The following is a 25,202-nucleotide window of genomic DNA, read 5'->3' on the forward strand; positions in this document are numbered from 1 at the left end:
GACTGGAGAATTGATCATGCGTAAATGGAAAATCGCGCTGGGAACGGCCGTCGCCCTTGGGGCGATTTCGGTGGCGAGCGTTCACCTGCTCGACATGGGCAGCCTCAGCCTCAACGCCGGCACAGCCGGGGCGGCGACACCCAAGCCGGAAGCCTTTGTCATGCCGGTGCCGGTGGTGAGCGTCGTCAAGAAGACGATCCCGATCTATCTCGACTATGCCGCCCGGGTGGAGCCGATCCGCAGCATCACGCTGCAGGCGCGCGTACCGGGCTATCTGCAGGAGCAGGTCGCTACAGACGGCAGCGACGTTGCAAAGGGCGACCTTCTCTACAAGATCGCCCCGGAGGATTTCCAGGCTGCCCTCGAGCAGGCGAAGGCGCTTATCCAGCGCGACACGGCAACACTCGACTATGCGCGCTCCAATCTCGGGCGCGGCAGCGAGCTCGCCAAGAGCGGCTATCTCGCCAAGGACGTGTTCGACCAGCGCACCAGCACCTTGCGCGAGGCTCAGGCCTCGCTCGCCGTAAACCAGGCCGCCTTGCGGACCGCCGAGCTCAATTTGAGCTATACCGAAATCCGTGCCCCGTTCGCGGGACGCATCGGACGCAGCCAAGCATCCGTCGGAACGCTGGTCAGCGTCGCCGGCACCGTGCTCAACTCGCTGGTGCAGCTCGATCCGATCTACGTCACCTTCAATCCGAGCGAAACCGACCTGACTCAGATCGAGGAGGCCCGGGCCGCGGGACCGATCAGTGTCGACGTCCTGCTTCCCGGTGAAACGGAACCGCGCCAGAAGGGCGATCTTACCTTCATAGACAACACGATCGATCGCTCGACCGGCACGATCACGGCACGGGCGACGATCGGCAACGGCAAGTTCACGCTGCTGCCCGGCCAATATGTCCGCGTCCGGCTGCACGTCAAAGAGCAGCCTGATGCGCTGATGGTGCCGCAGACGGCACTCGGCTCCGGCCAACTCGGCAAATACCTCTATGTCGTCGGCAAGGACAACACCGTCGACCAGCGCATCGTTTCGCTCGGACCGACCAATGGCGATCAGGTTGCCATCTTGAGCGGTGTGGCCGAAGGCGACCGGGTGATTACCGGCAATCTGCAGAAGATCGGCCCGGGAATGCCGATCTCGCCGCTGCCCGAGAAACCGGCCACCTGATAACCCCCATCAGGTCCGGTCCCGCGGCGCCCTCGGCTCCCACGCCAAGGGCGCCGTTTTTGCTGATAGTTTCGACGCGGTCGATTCAAGCCGTCGCGCGAACGGCGGCTCTGGCGACGATGGCAGCATAGAGGCGCTCTCTAGCTGCGAAAGCAGTTTGTGGATCAGCAAGCGAGACATCCATCCAGCCGACGGCTTGTCGCGGCTGCACGTATCACTCACGCGAAGGCCCGCTTCGACCCTGGATGGATGGACTGCTGGATTTAGCCGGCATAAGCCAGGTCAAATCTTGAGCCTGGCGCAACAGTTTCGCCGGTCAGGCCGCCTGCAGGATCTGGATTCCGTGCCGTCCGGTAAGCTCGATCACGCGGTTAATCATGTCAGCGGTCGGCGGGCCGGAGGGCGCGTCCTTGGATGCAGCCTCTTCGAAGAATGCGATCATCTCGTCGTCGACGATCGCCATGAACATAGCCGGCACGGGACCAGCATTGCGATAGCCATGGGGCGCGTTGCCCGGAATGGTGACGACATCACCGGGTTCCACCTCGTATTCTTGCGCGACACCATCGATCACTGTCCACATCGTGAGAGTGCCCTCGAGAATGCGGAAAATTTCCGCGGAAGGATGCGTGTGGGGCGGCGTGCCGCTTCCAGGAGGCACCGTGACGTCGATCACGTTGAGTGCCGTCCCAGCGAGCTTTGCCCGGACAGCGACCTGATCGCCCATTACCCAGAAGCTTTGAACCGAATCGGCCGGATGGACCGTTGCTTTGGTCTTATGCCAAGTCACTTGCTTTTTCCCTTTCGAACAGCGCCCTGCTGCGATTTTGCCGCATTGAGCAAGGCGCGAATTGCCCAGGCGGCTGCCTCTCCGGCCTCACGGCCGTTAAGACCCCAGTAGTCTTTCATCGTCTGCCAGGCAGTGGCGCTGAACAGGAGCTGGATCACGGCCTCAAGCTGGCGCGCCGCCTTCGGGTCCATTCCTTTAGCGACTTGCGAAAGGCTGCTCCGAAAGGCACGTTGCCGCTCACCATTGGCTTGCAGGCGCATCTCGCGCCCGGTAACGCTCGCATGCGAGGCCCTGACTACGCCTTCGATTGCGTCCAACGAAGCGAAAAGATCGGGAGGAAGATCGATCAGATCCTGCTCCCGCTCAGGCCAGAACCGCACTCCCAGCGAGGCATTGGTGCTGGCCCAAAAGGCTTCCAAAAGCGCTTCCTTCGTCGGGAAGTGGCGGAAGATCGTCCTTCGGTTCACGCCCGAAACCTCGGCAACCTCATCGAAGCCAAGGAGGCTGTACGGATTTTGCTCCAGGATCGTTCGAATGGACGCGAGGATCCGCTCGCGCGTGGCCTGCGCCTGCTCTGCCCGCAGCGGGCTCTCGTATTTCTGAGTCATCATTTGTGAATTCATGTCACTGCTAGTGACACAAAGCTTCCCAGTCGTCAATGGACATTGCGAAGGCTACGCACCAGTCCGTTTCGCGCTGCGAGAAGCCAGCTGACGCTCAGCGAGGGGAGCGGGAAGGCTGGCTGAGGCCGGAAGGCCGCCAATGTCATGCAGGGTCGAGAATCCAGAAATTACTCTTGTTAGATTGTCGACAATCTGCTTGTGTTGCTTTTGGTCTCCTGGAGCAGCCGGATGGCAACGCTGGATTTCAGTCCGATCGCGGATACGACACGCAGGGCCGAGATCGTGGCGCTGCTCCGGCGGGCGATCCTGACCGGCCAGCTGGAGCCGGGGCAGAAGCTCAACGAACTCAGGATTTCCGAGCAGATGCGGGTGAGCCGTGCGCCGCTGCGCGAGGCGATGCGCGAACTGGTGCAGGAAGGCATCCTGACCAGCATCCCCTACGCCGGAACCTTCGTCATTGATGTTACCGCCAAGGACATCGACGATGCCTATTCGCTCAACAAGGTGCTGGACGAGTTCGCCATCGCGCGGACCTGGCCGCTTCGCGACCAGCGGTTCTTCGACGAACTCGACCGGCGTCATGCGGCGGTGAAGCAGGCGACGCGCGAACTGGACACGACGCGGCAGATCGAAACGGCGCTGCAACTGCATGGCCTGATCCACGAATGGGCCGACAATTCGGTGCTGCTTGAAACGTGGCAACGGCTGACCAGCCGGCTGCAGATGTATTTCGCGCTGCACCAGCGGGCCCGCAACGAGCCTGTGCCTGCCGAAGATGCTCACGAGACCTATGTGCGGCTGCTCAAGGGCAACGACATGCCCGCTGCACAGCACCACGCCAAGGAGCACATCGATTTCGATTTCGAGGCATTGCTCGCCTATGCGCGCGGGCTGGAGCGACGCGGCCCAAATGACGCTAGTCGTGCAAGCCCGACCCGCGGCCGGCCCGAAACCGCCTGATGAGCCCGATAAGTTTGGCGGGCCACCCTTAATATCGCAGATAACGGACAGAAAACGTGCAGATCAAAACCATCAAGGCCTACCATGTCGTGCAGCCCTTCGTTGACGGGCCTTACCGCATGTCCAGGGGGCGCGTCGCCGATGCGTTCGACGCGGTGATCGTCGCGGTCACCGCCGACAGCGGGCTCACCGGCTGGGGCGAGATGGCGCCGCTTGGCAATTTCTATTCGCCGGCCTTCGCCGCCGGTGCTCGCGCCGGCGTCGTCGAGATCGCGCCGTATCTTGTCGGCCATGACCCGCGCGGGCTTGCCAGTATCAACAGGCTGATGGACACGGTGTTCAAGGGCCATCCCTACATCAAGTCGGCGCTCGACATGGCATGCTCGGATCTCGCGGCGCGCGCCGCCGACGTGCCGCTGGTCACCCTGCTTGGTGGGCGCGAAAGCGAGACGGCCGAACTCTACAAGGTCGTCACCCACGGCACGGTCGATGCGATGGCCGCACTTGCCAAGCGCATCGTCGACCAAGGGTTTCGCCGGCTTCAGGTCAAGGTCGGCGGCAACGTCCATGACGACATCGAACGCGTCACCGCCGTCGCCGCCGCGGTGCCGAAGGGCACCGTCATCTTCTGCGACGCCAATGCCGGCTGGACCTCTTACCAGGCGCGCCAATTCGCCGATGCGACGCGCACCATCGACTACACGTTCGAGCAGCCCTGCACGACGATCGACGAATGCATGTCGGTGCGCCGCTCGCTCGACAAGCCGATGGTGCTCGACGAATCCGTCGCCTCGTTGGACGATATGCTCGACATCCACCGCAAGGGCGCGGCCGACGGGCTGACGCTGAAGATCTCGCGCCTCGGCGGCGTTACCAAGACGCGCCAGATCCGCGACCTTGCCGTCGACCTGGGCTTCATGATCACCGTCGAGGACACTGGCGGCGCCGAGATCGACACATCGGCCATGGCGCATCTGTCGCTGTCGACGCCGGAGGAGCGCCGGCTGCACGCCATCGCCTTTCACGAATGGGTGACGGTGCGCACCGCATCCAACATGCCGCCGGTTTCGGGCAGCCGCATGGGCATTCCGGACGGGCCCGGACTCGGCATCGATGTCGTTCCCCACCTGCTCGGCGCGCCCTTCTTCGAGATCGGCAGCTGAGCGCAACAACGCTGCACCCCATTCAACCTGAAATTTGCCGCGTCCTTCTGACTGCAGAGGCACGGCCGCTAGATTGACCACTCATCCAATCGTCTTCGGCCGATTGCAGAGCGACAATGCCCAATTGCCGGTTGAAATATTTTTCATTTGCAAATAGAAATGTTCAAAACGCTGATTTGGACGCTGCGGCGCGTCCGGAACTGGAGGAAGCGACATGTCCCATCCGCAATTTGCAGCGGAACTTCTGCAGCGCGCTGAACAGCACGGGCCGATCACCATCGGGCTTGCCGGCGCCGGACAGATGGGCACCGACATCGTCGTCCAGGTCGCACTGATGCCGGGCATGCGGATCGGCGCCATTTCCGAAGTCAGGCCGCAGGCAGCGATCGACGCGGCGCTGCTCGCTGGCCACGACCGTTCCGACATCGTCCAGGCCGGCAATGCGGCGGCGATCGACCGCGCCATCGAGGTCGGCAAGATCGCGGTGACCGAAGATTTGCATGCGCTGGCGGCGGCCGGCCGCATCGACGTCATCATCGACGCGACGGGCAATCCCAACATCGGCACGCTGTTCGCGCTCGAAGTGATGAGGAACGGCAAGCACATCGTCATGCTCAATGTCGAGGCCGATATCACCATCGGCCGTTTCCTCAAGGACGAAGCGCGCAAGGCCGGCGTCGTCTATACGGGTGCGGCCGGCGACGAGCCGGCCTGCACGCTGGAGATCATCGGCTTTGCCAAAAGCCTCGGCTTCAACATCATCGCCGCCGGCAAGGGCAAGAACAATCCGCTGAAGATCGACGCCATGCCGGCCGACTACGAGAAGGAGGCGGCCGAGCGCAATATGAATGCGCGCATGCTGGTCGAATTCGTCGACGGGTCGAAGACGGCGATCGAGATGGTGGCGATCGCCAATGCGACCGGGCTGGTGCCCGACGTGCCGGGCATGCACGGCCCGACCGCGACGCTGGAGGAACTGGCCAGCGTGCTCTGCCCGCGCGAGGATGGCGGCGTGCTGCACCGCAAGGGCGTGGTCGACTATTCCATCGGCAAGGGCGTCGCGCCCGGCGTGTTCTGCATCATCGAGACCCGGCATCCGCGCGTGCTGGAGCGCATGATCGACCTCAAGGTTGGCAAGGGCCCCTACTTCACGATCTTCCGGCCCTATCATCTGACCAGCCTGGAAGTGCCGCTGTCGGCGGCGCGCGCGGTGGTCTACAAGCGCGCCGACATGGAGCCGCTCGACCATCCGGTCGCCGAGGCGGTGGCGGTTGCCAAGAGCGATCTTGGCGTTGGCCAGTCGCTCGGCATGATCGGCGAGAACGACTATCGCGGCTTCGCCATGACGTGGGACGATGCTCGCGCCCGCGGCGCCCTGCCGCTCGGCCTTGCCGAGCGCGCCAAGGTGGTCAAGCCGCTCAAGACCGGCGACTTCCTGACCTATGAAAATTGTGTACCCGACGATTCGATGGTGATAACCCAGATCCGCCGCCGTCTCGACCAATCGGACGGACGGTTCGCAACAAACGCAGCCTGACCCCGCCGGATCTCCGCTGATGGACGATGTCGTAATCGGGATCGACGCCTCGACCACGGCCGTGAAGGCGATTGCCTTCACCCGCGACGGCGAAGAGCTGTTCCAGGCGCGCAAGACCTACCCGCTTTCAAATCCGCAGCCCGGCCATTTCGAGCAGGACGCCGAACATTGGTGGGCCGCGCTGCTTGGCGCATTGAAGCAGGTCACCGAGGCGGTCGGCGCTGCGCGGGTGGCGGCGATCTGCATTGCACATCAGCGCGAGACCTTCACGCTAGTCGACAGCGCCGGCAAACCACTCATCCCTGCGATCCTGTGGCTGGACGAACGCGCCCGGCCTCAGGTTATCAGGCTTTCGGCCGAACTTGGCCGCGAGGCGATCCGCGACTGGAGCGGCAAGCCGCCGGACCCGACGCCGGCGCTGTATGCGATCGCCTGGCTTGCCGAACACCAGCCGCAGGTGCTGCACCAGGCAGCGGCGCTGGTCGACGTGCACGGCTTCTTCGTTCAGCGGCTGACCGGGCGATTGGTCACCAGCACCGCAAGTGCGGATCCGCTCGGGCTGCTCGACGTCGAGAAAGGCACTTGGCGTCCAGAGCTCGTTGCGGCGGCGGGGCTGCAGCTGGAGCAATTGCCCGAGCTGGTCGCGCCGGGCGCAATTTGCGGCGGGCTTTCCACAACCGCGGCGCAACTGACGGGCCTGAAGGCTGGCACGCCGGTTGTGGCAGGAGCCGGTGACGGGCAAGCTATGGGCCTTGGCATGGGCGTCTACGGCGAGGGCAAGAGCTATCTCTCGCTCGGCTCCGGCGTGGTCAGCGGCTGCTATTCCGGCAAGGTGAAAACCTCGGACGCCTTTCGAACGCTGGTCTCGCCGACCGGCTCCGGTTTCATGCTGGAGACCGTACTACGCTCGGGCATGCAGCTGGTCGACTGGATCGTCCGAACCACCGGCTCGCCGTCAGCCGCTGCGCTGGAGAAAGCTGCGCTGGATGTTGCCGCGGGCAGCGACGGCCTGCTCATCATGCCCTATTGGGCCGGCGTCATGAGCCCCTATTGGGACGGTGCGGCGCGCGGCGCCATTGTCGGCCTGTCGCTGGACCACCGGCCGGAGCATCTCTTCCGCGCTGTCCTGGAAGGCATCGCCTTCGAGCAGGCCGTTGCCACCGAGGCCATGGAAGCCCAGGCCGGCGGACCGGCGACGATGATTGCCGCCGGCGGCGGTACCAATTGCGCGCTGCTCATGCAGATCATGGCAAGCGTACTCGAGCGGCCGCTCTCGGTTTCGCCGGTCAACGAAGCCGCCGCGCTCGGCGCTGCCATGCTGGCGGCAGCGGCTGTCGGCTGGTTTGCCTCGCCGGAAGCCGCCGCGGAAGCGATGGCGGCAGCGCCGAACAGGCATGTCGACCCGGTCGGCGAGCTGATGTCCTTCTACCGCACGCGCAAAGCGATCTACCGCGGCCTCTATCACGCGACGCGCGATATCCACGCGCGGCTGGCTGAGGTTGGGCAAGTTTAGAGATTTGCTGGGTGAGGTTGGGCAAGTTTAGAGATTTTGAGAGGTCGGAGACCTTTTGGACCCAGCCTTTGAGATGTCGGCGGGACAGCACCCCCCTCTGGCCTGCCGGCCATCTCCCCCGCAAGTGGGGAGATTGAGCCTTCATCACCGTTTTCGCTAACCACAAGCGTTGCAGGATGAGCGACGGCATCGCAATTGCCGATCTCCCCCCTTGCGGGGGAGATGTCCGGCAGGACAGAGGGGGGTGGGACGGATCGCTACAGAGCGAAATTCTGCGCCGCTGTCTTTGAGCTCGGTTGCGACAGCCTCGATCTCTTTCAAATCTTCAGCGCAGCAATATCTACCGGCCCAGCAAGCCTTTCGCCGCGTCTTCGTCGGTGATCAGAACCGATACCTTGATGTTGGCGAGCGCCGCCCGCATCACCGCAACCTTCTCGCTGCCTCCCGACACCAGGATGATGCTCGGGATATCCGACAGATCCTGCAGCGGATAGGCGCAGACGCGGCGGTTGACCTCGTGGTCGACCGGCCGGCCCTCGGCGTCGATGAAATGACACAGAATATCGCCGACGGCACCGGCCGCCTGCAGTTCCTCGAGTTCGCTTGGCTTGATGAAGCCGTAATTGGCGATCGGGCTGTCGTTGGAAAACGAGCCGACGCTGAGCACAGCGATGTTTGCCCGGCGTGCACGGAAGACGACGTCCTGAACGCTGCGCTGGCTCATGAAAGCGTCGCGCTGCTCCGGCCTGTCGGCATAGACCGGCACCGGCAGCAGGAAGCACTCCGCACCGATCTTTTCGGCGAAATCCCAGGCGCTTTCGGTCGGATTGAGCGGCTGGGCATGGGTAAGGCCGCCGAGCATCGAAACGACCGTCGTCCTGGCGATCGGCCGTCGCGGCAATTCATTGATGGCGAATTTCAGTGTCCGCCCCCAGCCGAGTGCGATGACATCGCCGGCATTCACATGGTCGGCCAGGTAGGCGGCGGCGGCGTGGCCGATCATCAGCGGCGCGTTGCTTCGGTCGGCCGCCGACGGCACGACAACGGCCTGGCTGAGCCCGAACCGCTGCTTCAGGCTTTCCTCCAAAACCACGCATTCAACGACGCTGTCGCGGATGCGAAACTGGACGACACCCTCTTCGCGGGCGGCGGAGAGAATGCGATGCACCTTGATGCGGCCGACGCCGAGAATTTCGGAAATCCGCTCCTGTGTAAGACCCTCGACATAATAGTGCCAGGCGGCGCGGGCCTTGAGTTCGGCGTCTGGGAAGCGCGAGGCTCTTTCGTTCTCTACGATCGTCATCTGTTTGCCTTGCCGCAGCCGCCGGCTCTGCCCATGATATTCCAATCCGGCGACTTCGAAATGCCCAAGATTTCCGAGACCTTGCGTAAGGCAAACCGGCGGACAGCGCAAACCCGTCGTCGAATGAAGCGGCAGGCCTTGACAATTTTCCGACGAACAGTTTAGCTGAACAAAATTGCATACTAAAGATAAATTGTTCACAGGGAGGGGCCTGGGTGAACAAAGTGACCCGGTGATGCAGCGCCGGATTGCTGTGGAGGAGACAAAGTGGCTGTGAGCAACGACGCAAGCGAGTTGAAAGCAGGCTCTGGTGCGCAGGCTACGGCGGGCGCAAAGTTTTCGGCTGTCTTTGCCGGAACCATGGGTCCGCTGATCGGGCTGGTTCTGCTGTGCCTGGCGCTCTCGCTGACCACCGACACCTTCCTGACTGTCCGCAACATTCTCAATGTGCTCGACCAGGTCACCGTGCTCGGCATCATGGCGATCGGCATGACGCTGGTCATCCTGATCGGCGGCATCGACCTGTCCGTCGGCTCAGTGCTGGCGCTGGCTTCCATGGTGATGGGCTTCGTCGCCCATCCGGACTATCTCAATCTCGGCCTGCCGGCCGGCATCGCCGCAGCCCTCGTCGTCGCCGGCCTTTGCGGGCTGGTTTCGGGCCTGCTGGTGACGGTCACCAAGCTGCCGCCCTTCATCGCCACGTTGGCGATGATGTCGGTGGCGCGCGGCCTCGCCAACATGATCACCGACGGCTCGCAGATCGTCGGCTTTCCCGACTGGTTCACCAGCCTGTCGATCATCCGCCATTTCGGCTTCCTGTCGGTCACCGTCGGGCTGATGATCGTGCTTGCCGTCATTTTCGCGATCTTCCTGAACTACCGCGCCACCGGCCGTAGCCTCTACGCAATCGGCGGCAGTGCCGAAGTCGCCCGGCTGTCCGGCATACCGGTCAAGTCGCTGACAAATTGGGTCTATGCGATCTGCGCCGTGCTGGCCGGTCTCGCTGGCATCGTGCTTGCCGCGCGGCTCGATTCCGTCCAGCCGAGCTCCGGCCTCGGATACGAACTCGACACGATCGCGGCGGTGGTAATCGGCGGCGCCAGCCTGTCGGGCGGCGTCGGTTCGATAGGCGGCACAGCCATCGGCGTCCTCATCATTGGCGTGCTGCGCAACGGACTGAACCTGCTCGGCGTCTCGCCCTTCATCCAGCAAGTGGTTATCGGCGTGGTGATCGCGCTGGCGGTGGCCACCGACACCTGGCGCCGCAGGGCGCAATGAAGAATGGGGCGCAATGAAGAATTGGGCTCAATGAGATTCGCCCCGATATTCGGGCGAAAACGGATCGGTGATCCGAAACTGGGAGTTGTTCGGCCAAGGGGCGCCGCGATGCGCGGGCAGGACAGATTGAACATCAACGGAGGAATAACATGCTGACCAAACGTTCATTGCTGCTTGCCGCAGCGGCCGTCATCCCGCTGCTTGGCCTGTCCGACATGGCCTCGGCCAAGGAGGCCAAGAAGCTCGGCCTCGCCGTCGCCAATCTGCAGGCCGACTTCTTCAACCAGATAAAGCAGTCCGTCGAAGCCTACGGCAAGGAAAAGGGGATCGAGGTCGTTACCGTCGATGCCAAGGGCGATTCGGCGACCCAGGTCAGCCAGGTGCAGGACCTGATCACGCAGAACATCGATGCGCTGATCTACATTCCAGCCGGCGCCACCGCCGCCACCGTGCCGACCAAGACCGCCAAGGCTGCCGGCATCCCAGTCATCAATGTCGACCGCAACGCCGACGGCGCACCCGGCGATACCTTCATCGCCACCAACAGCGTGGCCTCGGCCAAGGCGGTTTGCGACTACATCGCCAAGCAGGCTGGCGGCAAGGGCGAGCTGATCATCATCCACGGCCAGAAGGGTACGACGCCCGAGGTCGATCGCTCGAAGGGCTGCGGCGAAGCGCTGAAGGGCTATCCCGACATCAAGGTTGTCGGCGAATTGTGGAGCGAAGGCTGGCACCAGGACGAAGGCTTCAAGCTGACGCAGGATTTGTTGCAGTCGCACCCCGACGTGTCGATCGTCATCGGCCAGGCCGATGCGCTGGCGCTCGGTGCGGCGCAGGCCGTCAAGGTCGCCAATCCCGGCCACAAGGTCTGGGTTGCCGGCTTCGACGGCGACGTGGCGGCGCTCAAGGCACTGAAGGACGGTGTCTTCGACGTGACCGCGACGCAGCAGACCCAGGGCATGGGCCGGCTTGCCGTCGACGCGGCAATCAAGCTGGTGGCCGGCGAGACCATTCCCGCCGAACAGCTGCAGGATGCGACGCTGACCACCAAGGACAATGTCGAGCAGTTCATCGCCAAGCATCCCTGATTGAGACCAGTCCGGCAGTCGACGAGCGCAACGATGTCCACCGATCCTCGCCACACGCACAGCCCCCATAACGGGCTCGTCGTCAGCGGCCTCTGCAAGAGCTACGGGCCGGTGCAGGTCCTGGCCGATGCGAGCTTCGAGGTGCGGCCGGGCGAGGTCGTGGCGCTGCTTGGCGAAAACGGCGCCGGCAAGTCGACTGTCTCGAACATCATCGCCGGGTCGACGAAACCCGATGCCGGCACCATCACCTGGCGGGGGAACGCTTATTCCCCCGCCAATCCTGCCGCGGCGATCGACGCCGGCATCGGCATGATCCACCAGGAGCTGAAGCTCTTGCCCGATCTGTCGGTCGCTGAAAACGTCTATGTCGGGCGCCTGCCGATGCGCGGCGGCCGCATCGATCGCGCGGCAATGAACGCACGGGCATCGGCCCAGTTGAAGCGCCTCGGCCTCGATGTCTCGCCCGAGCGCAAGGTGCGCACGCTGCGTATCGCCGCCCAGCAGCAGGTCGAGATCGCCAAGGCGCTGACGCTCAATGCCGAGCTGCTGATCTTCGACGAACCAACGGCGGCCCTTGGCGGCGAGGAAACGGAGCTCCTGTTCCAGCAGATCCGCAAGCTTAAGGCGGAAGGCATGTCCTTCATCTATATCAGCCACCGGCTGGACGAGATCGCCCAGATCGCCGACCGCGTGGTGGTGATGCGCGACGGGCGCATCGTCGCCCGGCACGAGCGCGCCGACATTCCTGTGCGCACTGTGGTCGAGCAAATGGTCGGCCGCAGTGTCGAGCGGATGTTCCCTACGGTATCGGCGCCGGGCAGCGACACGCTGCTCGAAGTCGAGAACCTGTCCTCGCCGGAACGCAGCTTTCAAAATGTCAGCTTTTCAGTGCGGGCCGGCGAAATCCTCGGCATTGCCGGGCTGATCGGCGCCGGCCGCACGGAGCTGGTGCGGGCGATCGCCGGTGCCGATCCGATCTCATCCGGCTCGGTGCGCGTCGCCGGCAAGCCGGTGCATCTCAATGGCCCGGCGGCGGCGATCAAGGCCGGCGTCGTGCTGGTACCGGAAGACCGCAAGGCACAAGGCGTGGTGCTCGACCAGACGATCGGCGAGAATCTGGCGATCGGCAATTTCGACCATGTCGCGCCGAACGGCTGGGTGTTTCCGAGGGCGGTGCAGAAATTCGCCGAGGCTGGCATTCGCAGGCTCGGCGTCAAGGGCCGGCCGAACCAGGCCGTCAGCAAGCTTTCAGGCGGCAACCAGCAGAAGGTGATCATCGCCAAATGGGTGTCGCGCCCGCCCAAGGTGTTCATCCTGGACGAGCCGACGCGCGGCATCGACGTCGGTGCCCGCGCCGCGATCTACGATGTCATCGCCGACCTTGCCCGTTCCGGCATGGCGGTGGTGGTGGTGAGCTCCGACCTCGAGGAAGTTCTCGGCCTGTCGCATCGCGTGCTGGTGCTGAGCCGCGGCCGGCAACGCGGCATTCTCGACCGCAGCGAAGCAAGCAATGTCGCCGTGATGGAACTCGCCACGAGCTAGGACGGCCCATCGAAACAAAGCGCAGCAGGTGGTATCCTCCCGGGCACCAGACCGCGCGGGGCGCCAGCAACAGAGAGTTGGCGCCCCTTTATTTCCGGAGGACGGCGGTTGGAGCAGAGGGACCGACGATGAAACTATTCGAACTTCATGGTGACGTGGCACTTGTGACAGGCGCCGGCAGCGGCATCGGGCAAGCGATCGCCATTGGGCTGGCCGAGGCCGGCGCCGACATAGCCTGCTTCGGCCACGCCTCGAAAGGCGGGCTGGAGGAGACCGCGCACCGGATAACGGCACTCGGCCGCAAAGCGCTGGTGCTGAACGGCACAGTGACTTCAGAGGCCGATCTCGCGGCTGCGATCGAGCGTACGGAGGCGGAACTCGGCGCGTTGACTATCGCCGTCAACAATGCCGGCGTCGCCGGAGCTGAGCCGGCAGAGACGCTGTCGCTGGAGAAATGGCAGAAGGTCTACGACGTTAATGTCAGCGGCGTGTTCCTGTCCTGCCAGGCCGAGGCCCGCGCCATGCTGGCTCGGCGCAAAGGCTCGATCATCAACATCGCGTCGATGTCGGGCTCGATCGTCAATCGCGGCCTGACCCAGGCGCATTACAATTCGTCGAAAGCCGCAGTGATCCACATGTCGAAGAGCCTCGCCATGGAATGGGCGGATCGCGGCCTGCGCGTCAATGTCGTCAGCCCCGGCTACACGCTGACGCCGATGAACAAGCGGCCGGAGGTCGCCGACCAGGTCAGGATCTTTGAGCGCGACACGCCGATGGGCCGCATGGCGGCGCCGGAAGAGATGGTCGGCCCGACCGTGTTCCTGGCCAGCCGCGCCGCGAGTTTCGTCACCGGCATCGACCTGATCGTCGATGGCGGCTTTGTCTGCTGGTAGGAGAAAAGATGCAGAAGCGATTCCAGGGAAAAACGGCGGTCATCACCGGCGCCAGCGGCGGCATCGGCGCGGCAATAGCCAGGCGCTTCGCGGCGGAAGGTGCCGCGGTCGTCGTCAGCGCCATCGACGCGCGCGTCGACGAGGTTGCCGCCGATCTGAAGGCTGCGGGCGCCAAGGTCGCATCGCTGCGCATGGACGTAACCAGGAAAGACGAGGTCGTCGCCCTCTATGACCTGGCCGAGCAGGAGTTCGGCCGCGTCGACATCTCCGTACAGAATGCCGGTGTCATCACCATCGCCAGGATCGAGGCGATGACCGAGGCCGAATGGGATAAGGTGATGGCGGTCAACACCAAGGGGGTGTTCCTGTGCTGCCAGGAGGCGATCGCGCGCATCCGCAAGCATGGCGATGGCGGCCGGCTGATCAACACCGCATCCGGCCAGGCGCGGCAGGGTTTTATCTACACGCCGCATTATGCGGCGTCGAAATTCGGCGTCGTCGGCATCACCCAGAGCCTGGCCAAGGAAGTGGCCAAGGAGAAGATCACCGTCAACGCGATCTGCCCCGGCATCATCGACACCGACATGTGGGCCTATAACGATGCCGCGTGGGGCAAGTTGATGGGCGATTACAAGCCCGGCGAGCTGATGGCCGAATGGGTGAAGAACATCCCGATGGGCCGCGCCGGCAGCGGCGAGGATGTCTCCGGCCTGGTCAGCTTTCTGGCCAGCGACGATGCGGCCTACATCACCGGCCAGACCATCAATGTCGATGGCGGCCTGATCATGTCGTGAGCGGCGCGGGTCAACCTACCATCGACCGGGATATGAAAGCCGCTTCGCTGCGTTCAGGCTGCTCGGCCCGCCCGTGCCAATCCATGTTCCACGAGTCGGTCGATGATTTCGGAATAGCTGACGCCGCTTGCCGCCATTGCCTTGGAATACATGCTGATATCGGTGAAGCCGGGGATGGTGTTGATTTCATTGACCAGGAACTGCATGTCCGGCGTCAGGAAAAAGTCGATGCGCGCCATCCCGTCACAGCCGACGGCTCTGAAAGCCCTTGCAGCCACATCCCGCATGCCTGCCTCGACCTCGGGCGGCAGTTCGGCCGGCACTTTTAGCACAGCGCCGTTCTCGTCGATGTATTTGGCATCGTAGCTGTAGAAATCGTGGCTTTCCGCCGGCACGATCTCGCCTGGCCGCGAGACGAACAGGTCGCCTGCCGGTTCCTCCAGCACGCTATATTCGATCTCGCGCCCACGAATGAATTCCTCGGCCAACAGCTTGCAATCGTGCCGGAAGGCTTCAGCAAGCGCTCCATCGAATTCCTGGCTGGCATGGACTTTTCTGACGCCTACAGACGATCCCTGACGCGCCGGTTTGATGAAGAACGGCAGGCCGAGTTCGCTTTCCAGCATGGCGAAGGCAGGCGCCGCACCTTCATGGATCGTCACTGAGCGCGCGATTGGCAGCCCCGCGGCTGCCAGGAGCCGTTTGCCGATGTCCTTGTCCAGCGCGGTTGCCGAACCCAGGATGCCGCAGCCGGCGAGCGGCACCCGAGCCACCTCCGCCACCCCCTGCACCGAGCCATCTTCGCCGTGGAGGCCGTGCAGGACCGGAAATAGGATGTCGATCTTTGGCAGATCATAGGGCGTGCCGTGGGCCGGGATCGCCATCATCCGCCCATGCCCGCCCGGAACCAGGCAAACTTCCATGCCGCCCGCAGGCTTTGCGAGCGTACCATCCTCAAAGCTGCTCAGCAGCCACTGTCCTTCGCGCGTGACGAAGATGGGGACGGCATCGAATTTGGCGGGCAGCAGCGCCCGCATGACATTGGTTGCTGAAAGCACCGAAACGTCATGTTCGGCGGAACGTCCGCCAAAGAGCACGGCAATTCGCAGTCTGTTCAAGGAAGAGGTCATGAAAGCCTCGGATATGATCTGATGTTGAAACGGTCAGAAGCCGACGGCGATACCGCGGTTCGCAAAGAAGTAAGGCGCTTTGGTCTGCTGCATTGTGTCGATATCCTGTCCTCGCGGCTCGCATACGGGATGACCGGCAACCTTGGCTTTTTTCAAACCCATCTACGGGTCCATGCAAAAAGACGGGCCGTGAAATTGGCACCGGGGTTCGTTGCGCGACGTGAACGTTGGTATATATAATTTCATCTCATGAAAGTGGCTCTGGTCGAGTTGCCGAGCCAACAGCCGAGATCATGGGACTTTGATGGTTTGCCCCTCAAGACCGGCGATCGATCCGTGGATGACTGCTTCGGCAGCAATCCTTCGGCGATCATGACGCGGCCGGTCCCGCCACATCTTCACCAATTTGGGCACCACCCCGTTTTGCGCCGGCATCCGCTTCGGCAGCATTGTGGCGCCTACGGCCTTGCGCAACGACCAGCTTTTCCAACACAATCAAAAAAAGACGCAAGAAGGGAACTAACGATAATTTCCACCAGAGCTTGACAGGAGAACAAGCATGTCACTTCGGAGCATGATTTCAAATTTCTCAATGGGAGCCTTAACACTTGCCGCCGCAAGTGCACTGACACCTTCGGCCTATGCGGCGGCGCCGGAATCCAACGACCCGATCAAGATCGCGCTGTTCGACTGGACCAGCGTCAATCTGAACGCCAAGATCCTCGGCGGCATCCTCGAAAAGCTCGGCTATACCGTCGAGTACCCGACCGCCGACTATCTCTCCAGCCTGACCACCGGCCTTACCAATGGCGACATCGATGTCGGCCTGGAATTCTGGGACACGACGGCCGGCGAGGCGATGAAGGCCTCGGACGCGACGGGCCAGACCGAACGCCTCGGCAAGCTCGGACCCAAGGCCAAGGAAGAATGGTGGTTTCCCGAATACATGAAAGAGAAATGCCCCGGCCTGCCGAACTGGGAGGCGCTGAAGGACCCAAAATGCGCGGAGGCCTTTTCGACGGCCGAAACGACACCGAAGGGGCGCTATCTCGGCGGCCCGGTGACATGGGAAGGTTTTGACGACGAACGCGTCGAGGCGCTGAAACTGCCCTTCACCGTCATCCATGCCGGCACCGATGCGGCGATGTTCGCCGAACTGGACTCGGCCTATCAGCGCAAGGCGCCGATCATGCTGTGGATCTATTCGCCGCATTGGGCGCCGGCCAAATACAAGGGCGAATGGGTCGAATTCCCCGACTATACGACAGAGTGCTACACCGACCCGAAATGGGGTGTGAACCCCGACGCGAAATATGACTGCGGCAAGCCGCATGGCGAGATCTGGAAATATTCCTGGGCCGGCATGAAGGACAAATGGCCGGTGGCCTACAAGGTCGCGAAAAACTACACGGTCGATACCGACGAGCTCAACAAGATGAGCGGCCAGATCGATCTCGAAGGCAAGACGCCGGAAGACGTCGCCGCCGCCTGGATCGCCGCCCACGAAGCCGACTGGAAAGCCTGGGCCGAGTGACCGTCTGACTGGAAATCCGACGACCCGGCCATTCGTGGCCGGGTCTCGATCCCGTGTTCCAGAAGGACGATCGCATGACCGATACGATTGAACAGGCGGCGAAAGCGGGCAACGATGCCCGCCCGATAAAGCTTGCCTGTCGCAATGTCTGGAAGCTGTTCGGGGCGGACGCAGCCAATTTCATCCGCCGGCGCGACGGCAAGGCCAGCACGGCGGACATCGCCGCCGCCGGACTGGTTGGCGCGGTGCGCGCCGTCGATCTCGAAATCCGCCAGGGCGAGATCTTCATCATCATGGGACTTTCGGGGTCAGGCAAGTCGACGCTGGTGCGCTGCATGTCGCGGCTGATCGAGCCGACCCACGGCAAGGTCGAGTTTGAAGGCAAGGACCTGCTCAAGATTTCCGATGCCGCGCTGATCGAGCTGCGACGCCATCGCATGGGCATGGTTTTCCAGAATTTTGCCTTGCTGCCGCATCTCAACGTACTGGAGAACATCGCCTTTCCCCTGGGCATCCAGGGGCAGGACCGGCCGACGCGCGAGAAGCGGGCCCGTGAAGTCATCGAGCTGGTCGGCTTGCGCGGCCGCGAGCATTTCTATCCGCGCGAGCTTTCCGGCGGCCAGCAGCAGCGAGTCGGCATCGCCCGCAGCCTCGCCACGAAGCCGGAAATCTGGTTCCTCGACGAGCCGTTCTCGGCCCTCGATCCGCTTATCCGCCGTGAGATGCAGGACGAGCTGATGCGGCTGCAGACCATGCTGCACAAGACCATCGTCTTCATCACCCATGATTTCGACGAGGCCATCCGGCTGGCCGATCGTATCGCCATCATGAAGGACGGCGAGGTCATCCAGATCGGCATGCCGGAAGAGCTGGTGGTCAACCCGGCGACCGACTATGTCGCCGAATTCACCCGCGACGTCGACCGCGCCAAGGTGATCTCGGCGCGCAGCCTGATGCGCGCCTGCGACGGCACTGAGTACGGCGGCACGGTCGCGCCGGATGCCAAGATATCAAGTTTTTCGGCAGATATTGTCTCTGCCGGCAAGCCCTTCGCGGTGGTCAACGGCACCGGCAAGCCGATCGGTGAAGTCACGCCGCAGGCGGTGATCGATCTTCTCGCAGGCATCGAGCGTCGTGGGGCCGGCGCATGACCGTCGCGGCAAGCGCCAGCGCAGCGAGGCCCCGGCCGGTTCAAACCTGGCTGGCGATCTGGGCCTGCGCGCTCGCCGCCGTGCTTATCGTCTTCCTGCTGCAGGAAAGCCTGCCCTGGGCGGTCAATTATCCGGCCGGCGCGATCGTTCCTGTCGCAGACTGGGTCGGTGCGCTGATGAACTGGGTGAAGTCGAACTTCTCCTGGCTGACCCGCTCGATCACCGCGGTGCTCGGCGTGCCGCTCGATTTCGCGCTCGGTCTTCTGGCCAAGAATTTCAAGATCGGCCATGGCGCGGATATGATCGTCTTGCCGCGCCTGTCCTGGGTCGGCGTCTGCGCTGCCGCCTATCTTGCCGGGCGCGCCGCCGGCGGCTGGAAGCTGGGCGCGCTGGTCGGCGGCTGTTTTCTCTACATCGCGCTGTTCGGGCAGTGGACCAGCGCCATGCTGACGCTGGGCCTGATCTCGATCGCCGTGCCGTTTTGCATTGTCGCCGGGCTGTTCGCCGGCATCTGGGCATGGCGCAAACCTTGGGCGGAGAGGCTGTTGATCTCCCCTGCCCTCGATCTGATGCAGACGATCCCGACCTTCGCCTATCTGATCCCGATGCTGCTTCTGTTCGGCAACAGCCCGGTCTCGGCAATGATCGCGACGGCAATTTTCGCGACGCCGCCAATGGTGCGGGCGACGATGCTCGGCCTGTCGCGGGTGCCGTCGGAGATCGACGATTTCAGCGAGATGGCCGGCTGCACGGCACGGCAGAAACTGTGGCGGGTGCTGTTGCCGTTGGCGCGGCCGACATTGATGGTCGGCGTCAATCAGGTCATCATGCTGGGGCTCAATATGGTGATCATCGCCTCGATGATCGGCGCCGGTGGGCTCGGCTATGACGTGCTTTTGGCGTTGCGCGCGCTCAAGGTCGGCGAGGCGATGGAAGCTGGCCTCGCGATCGTCGCACTGGCAATTGCCCTCGACCGGCTGAGTCAGGCGATCGCGCACAATTACGCCAAGGGCAATGTCCGCCATCAGGCCAGCACCAGCTTCTGGCGGCGCTATCCCAATCTGACGCTGGCCGTTGCCATCCTCGCCGTCACCACGCTGCTCGGCCTGTTTGTGCCGGCCTTCGCCGCGGTGCCGAAAGCGACCACCTTGACCACCGCGCCTTTGTGGCAGGCGGCGGTGAACTGGACCACCATCAACTTCTTCGACACGATCGAAGCGTTCCGCGTGGCGCTTATCCTCAATGTGCTCAACCCGGTGCGCGCCTTCTGCGAGGGCTTTCCGTGGCTGGGCGCGGTGTGTCTCCTCGGCCTTGCCGGCTACCAGCTCGTCGGCTTGCGCCTCGCCGCCCTGGTTGCGGCATTGACCGCGTTCTGCGCCGTCACCGGCCTTTGGGAAAAGACCATGGCGACGGTCTATTTGTGCGGCATCTCGGCCTTTATCGCCTGCCTGATCGGCATCCCGATCGGGCTCACGGCATCGCGCAGCGACCGCTTCGAAAAGATCGTCACGCCGGTCATCGACACGCTGCAGGTGCTGCCGTCGTTCTGCTTCATCATTCCAGTGGTGATGCTGTTCAGGGTCGGCGACGTCACCGCGATGATCGCCACCGTCGCCTTCGCCGTGGTGCCGGCCATCCGCTATACCAATCACGGTATCCGGCAGGTGCCGCCGGCGCTGATCGAGGCGGCGAAGGTTTCCGGCTGCACCAGGCGGCAGACCTTCTTTCGCGTGCAACTGCCGCTGGCGTTGCCCGAGATCATGCTCGGCGTCAACCAGACCATCCTGATGGCGCTGGCGATGATCATCATCTGCGCGATGGTCGGCACTCGCGATCTCGGCCAGGAGGTGTTCATCGCCCTGTCCAAGGCCGATTCCGGCCGCGGCATCGTCGCCGGCCTGGCCATCGCCTTCATCGGCATCGTCGCAGACCGGCTGTTCAACGCCTGGACGGCGAAGGCTCGGGCAAGGCTGGGATAGTCCGGAACAGGACGGCCTCAGGAAGCTGCCGCCAAGCGCGCCGGTAAACGGGGCACCGATCCCTACGCCTAAAGACATAGCCATTCGGGATTATTGCTCGTTTTTGCCTCACATCGTACGGCTGTCATGGGACGGGTAGGCTCAACAGGAGAGCGGATAATGTCTAAACGCGTTCCCTTTACTACCGGTGATCTAGCAGATCATCAGTGGGGTATCGATGACGCCCTCACAGGCGATCCAAATACGAATATCTTGACCGGCGATGCTGGCGGCAGCCTGCTCGATTTCTCAAGAGGCGGCAACGACACCTTTACGGAAACCGCACCGTCGACCTACACCTTCTACGGCGACGCGGCTCGGAGCTTGTTCAATTTTGCTCGGGGCGGTGACGATACCTTCACCACGGGGCTGTCATCCTCCACCACCACTGCCTTTGGTGACGCGGGCGACGACATGTCGGACCATGGCAGGGGCGGCAACGATACCTTCAACAGTGGAGTGGCAAGGCAGGTAGTCGATACCTTCTATGGTGACGCCGGCGGCAAGATGTTCGGCTATGCCCGGGGCGGGGATGACACTTTCCTGACCAGCACTGTACAAGGAGCTACCCACACCTTCTACGGTGATGCTGGCGGCGAAATGTCGGATCACAGCAAGGGCGGCAACGACACCTTCCAGGGCTCCAGGCAGGCCACGAACACCTTCTTCGGTGACTCCGGCAGCAACATGTCTGGCAACGCGCAGGGCGGCGACGACAACTATACGAGCCGGACCGACTCGCTCAACACTTTCTACGGCGATGCCGGCGGCGATATGTCGGGCAACAGCAAGGGCGGCAACGACACGTTCACGGGCGCCTTCTTTTCCACCAGCACTTTCTTCGGCGATGCCGGCGGTGACATGTCGGACCATGCTCAGGGCGGCGACGACCATTACACGGATCTGGGTGGGGCGATCCCGAACAAAACCCTCTTTGGCGACGCGGGCGGTGATCTTTCCGGTTTTGCCAAAGGCGGCAACGACAACTTCACGAGCGCTGGTGGATCCCTGATAAGTTTCTACGGTGACGCGGGCGCCAACATGTCCGACCACGCTCGCGGTGGCGACGACACGGCCGTGCTGCAAGGCACTCATAACTTAGGGTATGGCGATGCGGGCACGATACTCGGCAACGCTGTGGGCGGCAATGATTCCCTGACTGGCGGCGACAGGAGCTCCGGTCCGGATGTTCTAAGCGAGTTGTACGGTGACGCCCTCGCCATGTCTGGTTCCGCCCAGGGCGGCAACGACATTCTTACCGGGGGCAACAACAACGAAAGCGGCCAGGTCCGTAACTTCCTGTGCGGCGACGCCCTGCAAATGTCCGGTTCGGCCAAAGGTGGAAACGATACCCTGTACGCCGGGAGCGCGGCACCCGGCTGCACCGTCATCAACGACATGTGGGGTGACGGGCAACTGAGCGAACTGGCTCAGGGCGGCAGAGATCAATTCATATTCAAGGACGATGGTTCAATGACGGTCGGAACCCAAAACACCATCTACGACTTCAGCCAGACCCAAGGCGACACCATTGTGTTTAGTGGCGTGGAGGGCGTGCAATCGTTCGATGATCTCACAATTGCGCAAAGTGGAACCGACACCATCATTACCGCGGGAGTCGATCAAGTTACTCTCGCAAACTTTACGAACCCGCTGACGACGAGTGACTTTTTGTTCGTCTGAAAGCGAAGCTCTTATCGCATTCGAAGAGCGGGAATGCGTGAGAATTCGTTGTGCATCGTCGCGCGGCCGGTCGCCCCAATTCTGCTCGACCGGCCGATCGACAATCCAAGCCGCAGTTATGAATCAAGCGGCCAGGAATCTTTCGGTCAAACGAGCCCAGAGCGCTGCGCCGACGGTCAAATTGCCGTCGTTGAAATCATATTTCGAGCTGTGCAGGATGGCTGAATCCTCGCCGTTTCCGAGGCGCAGGAAGCAACCCGGTTGGTGTTCGAGGAAATAAGAAAAATCTTCGCTGCCAGGGATCAACGGGCAGACGGACACCTTGTCCTGGCCGACGAGTTCGACAGCGATGTCTGTCGCAAAGGACGTCTCGCGCTCGGAATTGACCACCACCGGGTAGCCGCGCTCGTAATCGATCTCGACCATTGCGCCATGCGCCTGCGCCACAAGTTCTGCGATGTTGCGGATACGCTGCTCAAGCGTGTCGCGGATCTCGGCCGAGAAGGAGCGGACGCTCAGCGTGATCTCGGCGTGTTCCGGGATGACGTTGGAGGCCGTGCCGCCGTGAATGGTGCCGACGGTAACGACAGCCGTCTCGATCGGGTTGACGTTGCGCGACACAACCGTCTGCAGGGTCATGATGATGTTGGCGGCAGCGACGATCGGGTCGACCGTCAGGTGCGGGCGCGAGGCGTGGCCGCCACGCCCGGCGATCCTGATGGTGACGGTATCGCTCGCCGCCATCAGCGGCCCGGCGCGCATCAGGAATGAACCCGCCGGCGCGCCCGGGTGGTTGTGCAGCCCGAATATCGCATCGCAGGGAAAGCGTTCGAACAGGCCGTCGGCGATCATCGCCTGCGCCCCGCTTCCCTTGCCGGCTTCCTCGGCCGGCTGGAAGATGAGGTTGACCGTGCCATTGAAGTGCCTTGTGCGCGCCAGGTATTCGGCCGCGCCGAGCAGCATCGTGGTGTGGCCGTCATGACCGCAGGCGTGCATCTTGCCGCTGGCCTGGCTAGCATAAGGGAGATTGGTCGCTTCGGTGATCGGCAGGGCGTCCATGTCGGCGCGGATGGCGATGCTGCGGCCGCTGCCCTGGCGCAAGCGACCGACGACCCCGAGGCCGCCGACATTGCGCGTCACCTCATAGCCCCAGCTTTCGAGCCGTTCGGCAACGTATGCAGCCGTCTCGTACTCCTGGAAGGAAAGCTCGGGATGCGCGTGCAGGTGCCGGCGAGCCGCCGCAAGCTCGGCAGCCTTGTCGGCGAAGTCGGAAATATCGGCGAACTGGTTGGAGGTCTTTGGCATGGGAGGTCCTTTGCCGGCCGAGCAGGTAATCGCGCCGGCTTTGCTTTAGATGAAACGGCTTAAGAAAGCCCGCGTGCGCGGGTGCCTGGGTTTGGCGAGAACCTCGTCCGGAGGCCCAGCCTCGATCACGTTACCGTCGTCCATGAACACCACCCGATCCGCCGCTTCGCGGGCGAAGCCGATCTCATGCGTGACCACGATCATGGTCAAGCCCTGCCTGGCGAGATCGCGCATGGTGGCGAGCACCTCGCCGACCAGCTCCGGATCGAGCGCCGACGTCGGCTCGTCGAAGAGCATCAGTTTCGGGCGGATGGCGAGCGCACGGGCGATGGCGACGCGCTGCTGCTGGCCGCCTGAAAGCTGGCGCGGATAGGCGTCGATCTTGTCGGCGAGACCGACACGGGTCAGCAGCTCGCGGGCGTAGCCGATCGCCTCCTTGCGGTTCTCCCGGTGAACGCCGACCGGAGCCTCGATGACGTTCTGCAGGGTCGTCATGTGCGGATAGAGATTGAACTGCTGGAACACCATGCCGATCTTGCGCCGCTGCGCGGCGATCGCGCGGTCGGAAAGCTTGTCGAGGCGGCCGTCGCGCAACCGGTAACCGATCTGCTCGCCGTCCACCTCGATCGACCCTTGGTCGATCGCCTCCAGATGATTGATGCATCGCAGGAAGGTTGATTTGCCGGAGCCCGACGGTCCGAGAATAACCACCACCTCGCCAGGCGCGACGTCCAGGTCGATGCCCTTCAGCACCTCGAGTGGGCCGAACGCCTTGTGAACGTTGCGCGCCCGCACCAGGGGCGTCTCATGCGCGCTCATTGGCAGCCTCCAGGGTGGCGGTCGCCGTCTTCTCGCGGGCGCCGCGGTCACCGCGGCTGTAGTGGCGTTCGATCGCGCCCTGCGCGACGTTGAGAACCGAGGTGATCAGCAGATACCAGAGCACTGCAACCATCAGCAGCGGAATGATTTCGAAGGTGCGGTTGTAGATCGACTGCACCGAGTAGAGCAGGTCGGCCATGGCGATGACGCTGACAAGCGACGTCGCCTTGATCATGCTGATCAGCTGATTGCCGGTCGGCGGCACGATCGAGCGCATCGCCTGTGGGATGATGATGCGCCGCAAGGCCCGCGCGCGCGTCATGCCGAAGGCTTCAGCCGTTTCGGCCTGCCCCTTGTCGACCGACAGCAGCCCACCACGGATGATCTCGGCCATGTAGGCGGCCTCGTTCAGCGCCAGACCAAGAACCGCGGCCGTCAAAGGCGTGATCAGGTCGTTGGTGTTCCAACTGGCGAAGCCGATGGAAATGCGCGGAAACAGCGTCGAAAGGTTGTACCACAAGATCAGTTGCACCAGCAGCGGTGTTCCCCGGAAGAACCAGATGAACAGGCCGGAGAGGAAGGATGCCAGCCTGTCCTTCGACATGCGCGCGATGGCGAGCAGCAGGCCGAGCGCGATACCCAGGATCATCGCCACGATCGTCAGGCCGAGCGTTACGGAAAGCCCCTGCATGACCGTCGGATCGAAGAAATACTGAGCGACGACCGGCCAGCCGAAATTCGGGTTGGCCGCAACGATATAGGCGAAGCTGGCCGCCACGGCGACGGTGAACGCCCAGAGCGCCAGCCGGACGATCGGAAACGGCCGGTGGGCTCGTTTGACATCGCGCAGCGCGTCGTCGGGACGTCGCGGCAGCCCGGCCGTGTAGGCAGCGGTCGCGTCGGTCAT

Annotated in this window: 22 protein-coding genes; 14 read left to right on the top strand and 8 right to left on the bottom strand. The window is 63.2% G+C overall.

Going from position 1 to position 25,202, the window contains the following annotated elements; all coding sequences use genetic code 11:
- Positions 1 to 16: 16 nt before the first annotated feature.
- Positions 17 to 1,171 carry an efflux RND transporter periplasmic adaptor subunit gene (locus NKH21_RS04745; RefSeq protein ID WP_352660823.1) on the top strand — a complete coding sequence of 385 codons (1,155 nt, stop codon included), beginning with the start codon at positions 17 to 19 and terminating at the stop codon, positions 1,169 to 1,171.
- Positions 1,172 to 1,487: 316 nt separating this feature from the next.
- On the opposite strand, the gene NKH21_RS04750 is transcribed toward NKH21_RS04745, so the two are convergent.
- Both NKH21_RS04750 and NKH21_RS04755 read right to left on the bottom strand, forming a co-directional pair.
- The gene (locus NKH21_RS04750; RefSeq protein ID WP_352660820.1) at positions 1,488 to 1,898 is read right to left on the bottom strand and encodes a cupin domain-containing protein; all 411 of its coding nucleotides are present in this window, start codon (positions 1,896 to 1,898) and stop codon (positions 1,488 to 1,490) included.
- 59 nt (positions 1,899 to 1,957) lie between these two features.
- Positions 1,958 to 2,572, bottom strand: a complete 615-nt coding sequence (locus tag NKH21_RS04755) for a TetR/AcrR family transcriptional regulator (RefSeq protein ID WP_352660818.1) — start codon at positions 2,570 to 2,572, stop codon at positions 1,958 to 1,960.
- Positions 2,573 to 2,812: 240 nt separating this feature from the next.
- Here NKH21_RS04755 and NKH21_RS04760 point away from each other — a divergent pair, with 240 nt between their 5' ends.
- The 4 genes from NKH21_RS04760 (at position 2,813) to NKH21_RS04775 (ending at position 7,757) form a co-directional block, all read left to right on the top strand.
- Complete coding sequence (locus tag NKH21_RS04760; RefSeq protein ID WP_352660815.1) at positions 2,813 to 3,544, top strand: GntR family transcriptional regulator; 732 nt, start codon at positions 2,813 to 2,815, stop codon at positions 3,542 to 3,544.
- 56 nt (positions 3,545 to 3,600) lie between these two features.
- Positions 3,601 to 4,707 (top strand): mandelate racemase/muconate lactonizing enzyme family protein, encoded by a 1,107-nt coding sequence (locus NKH21_RS04765; protein ID WP_352660813.1) that lies wholly within the window; start codon positions 3,601 to 3,603, stop codon positions 4,705 to 4,707.
- Between the two features lie 214 nt (positions 4,708 to 4,921).
- Entirely contained in the window at positions 4,922 to 6,244 is a 1,323-nt protein-coding gene (locus NKH21_RS04770; protein ID WP_352660810.1) for an NAD(P)H-dependent oxidoreductase, read from the top strand.
- Between the two features lie 19 nt (positions 6,245 to 6,263).
- Positions 6,264 to 7,757, top strand: a complete 1,494-nt coding sequence (locus NKH21_RS04775; RefSeq protein WP_352660808.1) for a xylulokinase — start codon at positions 6,264 to 6,266, stop codon at positions 7,755 to 7,757.
- 340 nt (positions 7,758 to 8,097) lie between these two features.
- Here the strand turns inward: NKH21_RS04775 and NKH21_RS04780 are convergent, their stop codons facing one another.
- Entirely contained in the window at positions 8,098 to 9,060 is a 963-nt protein-coding gene (locus tag NKH21_RS04780; RefSeq protein ID WP_352660805.1) for a sugar-binding transcriptional regulator, read from the bottom strand.
- A 267-nt stretch (positions 9,061 to 9,327) separates the two neighbouring features.
- On the opposite strand from NKH21_RS04780, the gene NKH21_RS04785 reads away from it, so the two are divergent.
- The 5 genes from NKH21_RS04785 to NKH21_RS04805 all read left to right on the top strand — a co-directional run bounded on the left by NKH21_RS04785 (position 9,328) and on the right by NKH21_RS04805 (position 14,655).
- Positions 9,328 to 10,338 (top strand): ABC transporter permease, encoded by a 1,011-nt coding sequence (locus tag NKH21_RS04785; protein ID WP_292653900.1) that lies wholly within the window; start codon positions 9,328 to 9,330, stop codon positions 10,336 to 10,338.
- A gap of 149 nt (positions 10,339 to 10,487) precedes the next feature.
- Positions 10,488 to 11,426: a sugar ABC transporter substrate-binding protein gene (locus tag NKH21_RS04790; RefSeq protein WP_254820381.1), complete on the top strand. Its 939-nt coding sequence runs from the start codon at positions 10,488 to 10,490 to the stop codon at positions 11,424 to 11,426.
- A 33-nt stretch (positions 11,427 to 11,459) separates the two neighbouring features.
- Positions 11,460 to 12,968 carry a sugar ABC transporter ATP-binding protein gene (locus tag NKH21_RS04795; protein WP_352660802.1) on the top strand — a complete coding sequence of 503 codons (1,509 nt, stop codon included), beginning with the start codon at positions 11,460 to 11,462 and terminating at the stop codon, positions 12,966 to 12,968.
- 128 nt (positions 12,969 to 13,096) lie between these two features.
- Positions 13,097 to 13,861 carry an SDR family oxidoreductase gene (locus NKH21_RS04800; protein WP_352660799.1) on the top strand — a complete coding sequence of 255 codons (765 nt, stop codon included), beginning with the start codon at positions 13,097 to 13,099 and terminating at the stop codon, positions 13,859 to 13,861.
- Positions 13,862 to 13,869: 8 nt separating this feature from the next.
- On the top strand, positions 13,870 to 14,655 hold the full coding sequence (locus NKH21_RS04805; protein ID WP_352660797.1) for a glucose 1-dehydrogenase: 786 nt from the start codon (positions 13,870 to 13,872) through the stop codon (positions 14,653 to 14,655).
- A 53-nt stretch (positions 14,656 to 14,708) separates the two neighbouring features.
- On the opposite strand, the gene NKH21_RS04810 is transcribed toward NKH21_RS04805, so the two are convergent.
- The gene (locus tag NKH21_RS04810; protein ID WP_352660795.1) at positions 14,709 to 15,785 is read right to left on the bottom strand and encodes a D-alanine--D-alanine ligase family protein; all 1,077 of its coding nucleotides are present in this window, start codon (positions 15,783 to 15,785) and stop codon (positions 14,709 to 14,711) included.
- 33 nt (positions 15,786 to 15,818) lie between these two features.
- Complete coding sequence (locus NKH21_RS04815; RefSeq protein WP_352863248.1) at positions 15,819 to 15,947, bottom strand: hypothetical protein; 129 nt, start codon at positions 15,945 to 15,947, stop codon at positions 15,819 to 15,821.
- A gap of 397 nt (positions 15,948 to 16,344) precedes the next feature.
- Here NKH21_RS04815 and NKH21_RS04820 point away from each other — a divergent pair, with 397 nt between their 5' ends.
- From NKH21_RS04820 to NKH21_RS04835, 4 genes are all read left to right on the top strand, one after another.
- Positions 16,345 to 17,319, top strand: a complete 975-nt coding sequence (locus NKH21_RS04820; RefSeq protein WP_292653893.1) for an ABC transporter substrate-binding protein — start codon at positions 16,345 to 16,347, stop codon at positions 17,317 to 17,319.
- Positions 17,320 to 17,393: 74 nt separating this feature from the next.
- Positions 17,394 to 18,470, top strand: a complete 1,077-nt coding sequence (locus NKH21_RS04825) for a quaternary amine ABC transporter ATP-binding protein (protein WP_352660793.1) — start codon at positions 17,394 to 17,396, stop codon at positions 18,468 to 18,470.
- The gene (locus NKH21_RS04830; protein ID WP_352863251.1) at positions 18,467 to 20,449 is read left to right on the top strand and encodes an ABC transporter permease; all 1,983 of its coding nucleotides are present in this window, start codon (positions 18,467 to 18,469) and stop codon (positions 20,447 to 20,449) included. The genes NKH21_RS04825 and NKH21_RS04830 overlap by 4 nt, the downstream gene beginning before the upstream one ends.
- A gap of 159 nt (positions 20,450 to 20,608) precedes the next feature.
- On the top strand, positions 20,609 to 22,171 hold the full coding sequence (locus tag NKH21_RS04835; RefSeq protein ID WP_352660789.1) for a hypothetical protein: 1,563 nt from the start codon (positions 20,609 to 20,611) through the stop codon (positions 22,169 to 22,171).
- A gap of 123 nt (positions 22,172 to 22,294) precedes the next feature.
- On the opposite strand, the gene NKH21_RS04840 is transcribed toward NKH21_RS04835, so the two are convergent.
- The 3 genes from NKH21_RS04840 to NKH21_RS04850 are packed head-to-tail and all read right to left on the bottom strand — an operon-like array spanning position 22,295 to position 25,202.
- Entirely contained in the window at positions 22,295 to 23,476 is a 1,182-nt protein-coding gene (locus tag NKH21_RS04840; protein ID WP_352863253.1) for a M20 aminoacylase family protein, read from the bottom strand.
- Positions 23,477 to 23,521: 45 nt separating this feature from the next.
- The gene (locus NKH21_RS04845) at positions 23,522 to 24,295 is read right to left on the bottom strand and encodes an amino acid ABC transporter ATP-binding protein (RefSeq protein ID WP_352660783.1); all 774 of its coding nucleotides are present in this window, start codon (positions 24,293 to 24,295) and stop codon (positions 23,522 to 23,524) included.
- Entirely contained in the window at positions 24,282 to 25,202 is a 921-nt protein-coding gene (locus tag NKH21_RS04850) for an amino acid ABC transporter permease (RefSeq protein WP_352660780.1), read from the bottom strand. The genes NKH21_RS04845 and NKH21_RS04850 overlap by 14 nt, the downstream gene beginning before the upstream one ends.

Source organism: Mesorhizobium sp. M1329 (assembly GCF_040318035.1).
Taxonomy (GTDB): domain Bacteria; phylum Pseudomonadota; class Alphaproteobacteria; order Rhizobiales; family Rhizobiaceae; genus Mesorhizobium.

What these genes read in the sequence shown, in the direction of transcription:
- NKH21_RS04755 (WP_352660818.1), bottom strand. Translation starts at nt 2,572, where the DNA reads ATGATGACTCAGAAATACGAGAGCCCGCTGCGGGCAGAGCAGGCGCAG.
- NKH21_RS04850 (WP_352660780.1), bottom strand. Translation starts at nt 25,202, where the DNA reads ATGACCGACGCGACCGCTGCCTACACGGCCGGGCTGCCGCGACGTCCC.
- NKH21_RS04830 (WP_352863251.1), top strand. Translation starts at nt 18,467, where the DNA reads ATGACCGTCGCGGCAAGCGCCAGCGCAGCGAGGCCCCGGCCGGTTCAA.
- NKH21_RS04810 (WP_352660795.1), bottom strand. Translation starts at nt 15,785, where the DNA reads ATGACCTCTTCCTTGAACAGACTGCGAATTGCCGTGCTCTTTGGCGGA.
- NKH21_RS04835 (WP_352660789.1), top strand. Translation starts at nt 20,609, where the DNA reads ATGTCTAAACGCGTTCCCTTTACTACCGGTGATCTAGCAGATCATCAG.
- NKH21_RS04825 (WP_352660793.1), top strand. Translation starts at nt 17,394, where the DNA reads ATGACCGATACGATTGAACAGGCGGCGAAAGCGGGCAACGATGCCCGC.
- NKH21_RS04780 (WP_352660805.1), bottom strand. Translation starts at nt 9,060, where the DNA reads ATGACGATCGTAGAGAACGAAAGAGCCTCGCGCTTCCCAGACGCCGAA.
- NKH21_RS04800 (WP_352660799.1), top strand. Translation starts at nt 13,097, where the DNA reads ATGAAACTATTCGAACTTCATGGTGACGTGGCACTTGTGACAGGCGCC.
- NKH21_RS04750 (WP_352660820.1), bottom strand. Translation starts at nt 1,898, where the DNA reads ATGGGCGATCAGGTCGCTGTCCGGGCAAAGCTCGCTGGGACGGCACTC.
- NKH21_RS04840 (WP_352863253.1), bottom strand. Translation starts at nt 23,476, where the DNA reads ATGCCAAAGACCTCCAACCAGTTCGCCGATATTTCCGACTTCGCCGAC.
- NKH21_RS04775 (WP_352660808.1), top strand. Translation starts at nt 6,264, where the DNA reads ATGGACGATGTCGTAATCGGGATCGACGCCTCGACCACGGCCGTGAAG.
- NKH21_RS04795 (WP_352660802.1), top strand. Translation starts at nt 11,460, where the DNA reads ATGTCCACCGATCCTCGCCACACGCACAGCCCCCATAACGGGCTCGTC.
- NKH21_RS04790 (WP_254820381.1), top strand. Translation starts at nt 10,488, where the DNA reads ATGCTGACCAAACGTTCATTGCTGCTTGCCGCAGCGGCCGTCATCCCG.
- NKH21_RS04760 (WP_352660815.1), top strand. Translation starts at nt 2,813, where the DNA reads ATGGCAACGCTGGATTTCAGTCCGATCGCGGATACGACACGCAGGGCC.
- NKH21_RS04815 (WP_352863248.1), bottom strand. Translation starts at nt 15,947, where the DNA reads ATGGGTTTGAAAAAAGCCAAGGTTGCCGGTCATCCCGTATGCGAGCCG.
- NKH21_RS04745 (WP_352660823.1), top strand. Translation starts at nt 17, where the DNA reads ATGCGTAAATGGAAAATCGCGCTGGGAACGGCCGTCGCCCTTGGGGCG.
- NKH21_RS04845 (WP_352660783.1), bottom strand. Translation starts at nt 24,295, where the DNA reads ATGAGCGCGCATGAGACGCCCCTGGTGCGGGCGCGCAACGTTCACAAG.
- NKH21_RS04820 (WP_292653893.1), top strand. Translation starts at nt 16,345, where the DNA reads ATGTCACTTCGGAGCATGATTTCAAATTTCTCAATGGGAGCCTTAACA.
- NKH21_RS04805 (WP_352660797.1), top strand. Translation starts at nt 13,870, where the DNA reads ATGCAGAAGCGATTCCAGGGAAAAACGGCGGTCATCACCGGCGCCAGC.
- NKH21_RS04770 (WP_352660810.1), top strand. Translation starts at nt 4,922, where the DNA reads ATGTCCCATCCGCAATTTGCAGCGGAACTTCTGCAGCGCGCTGAACAG.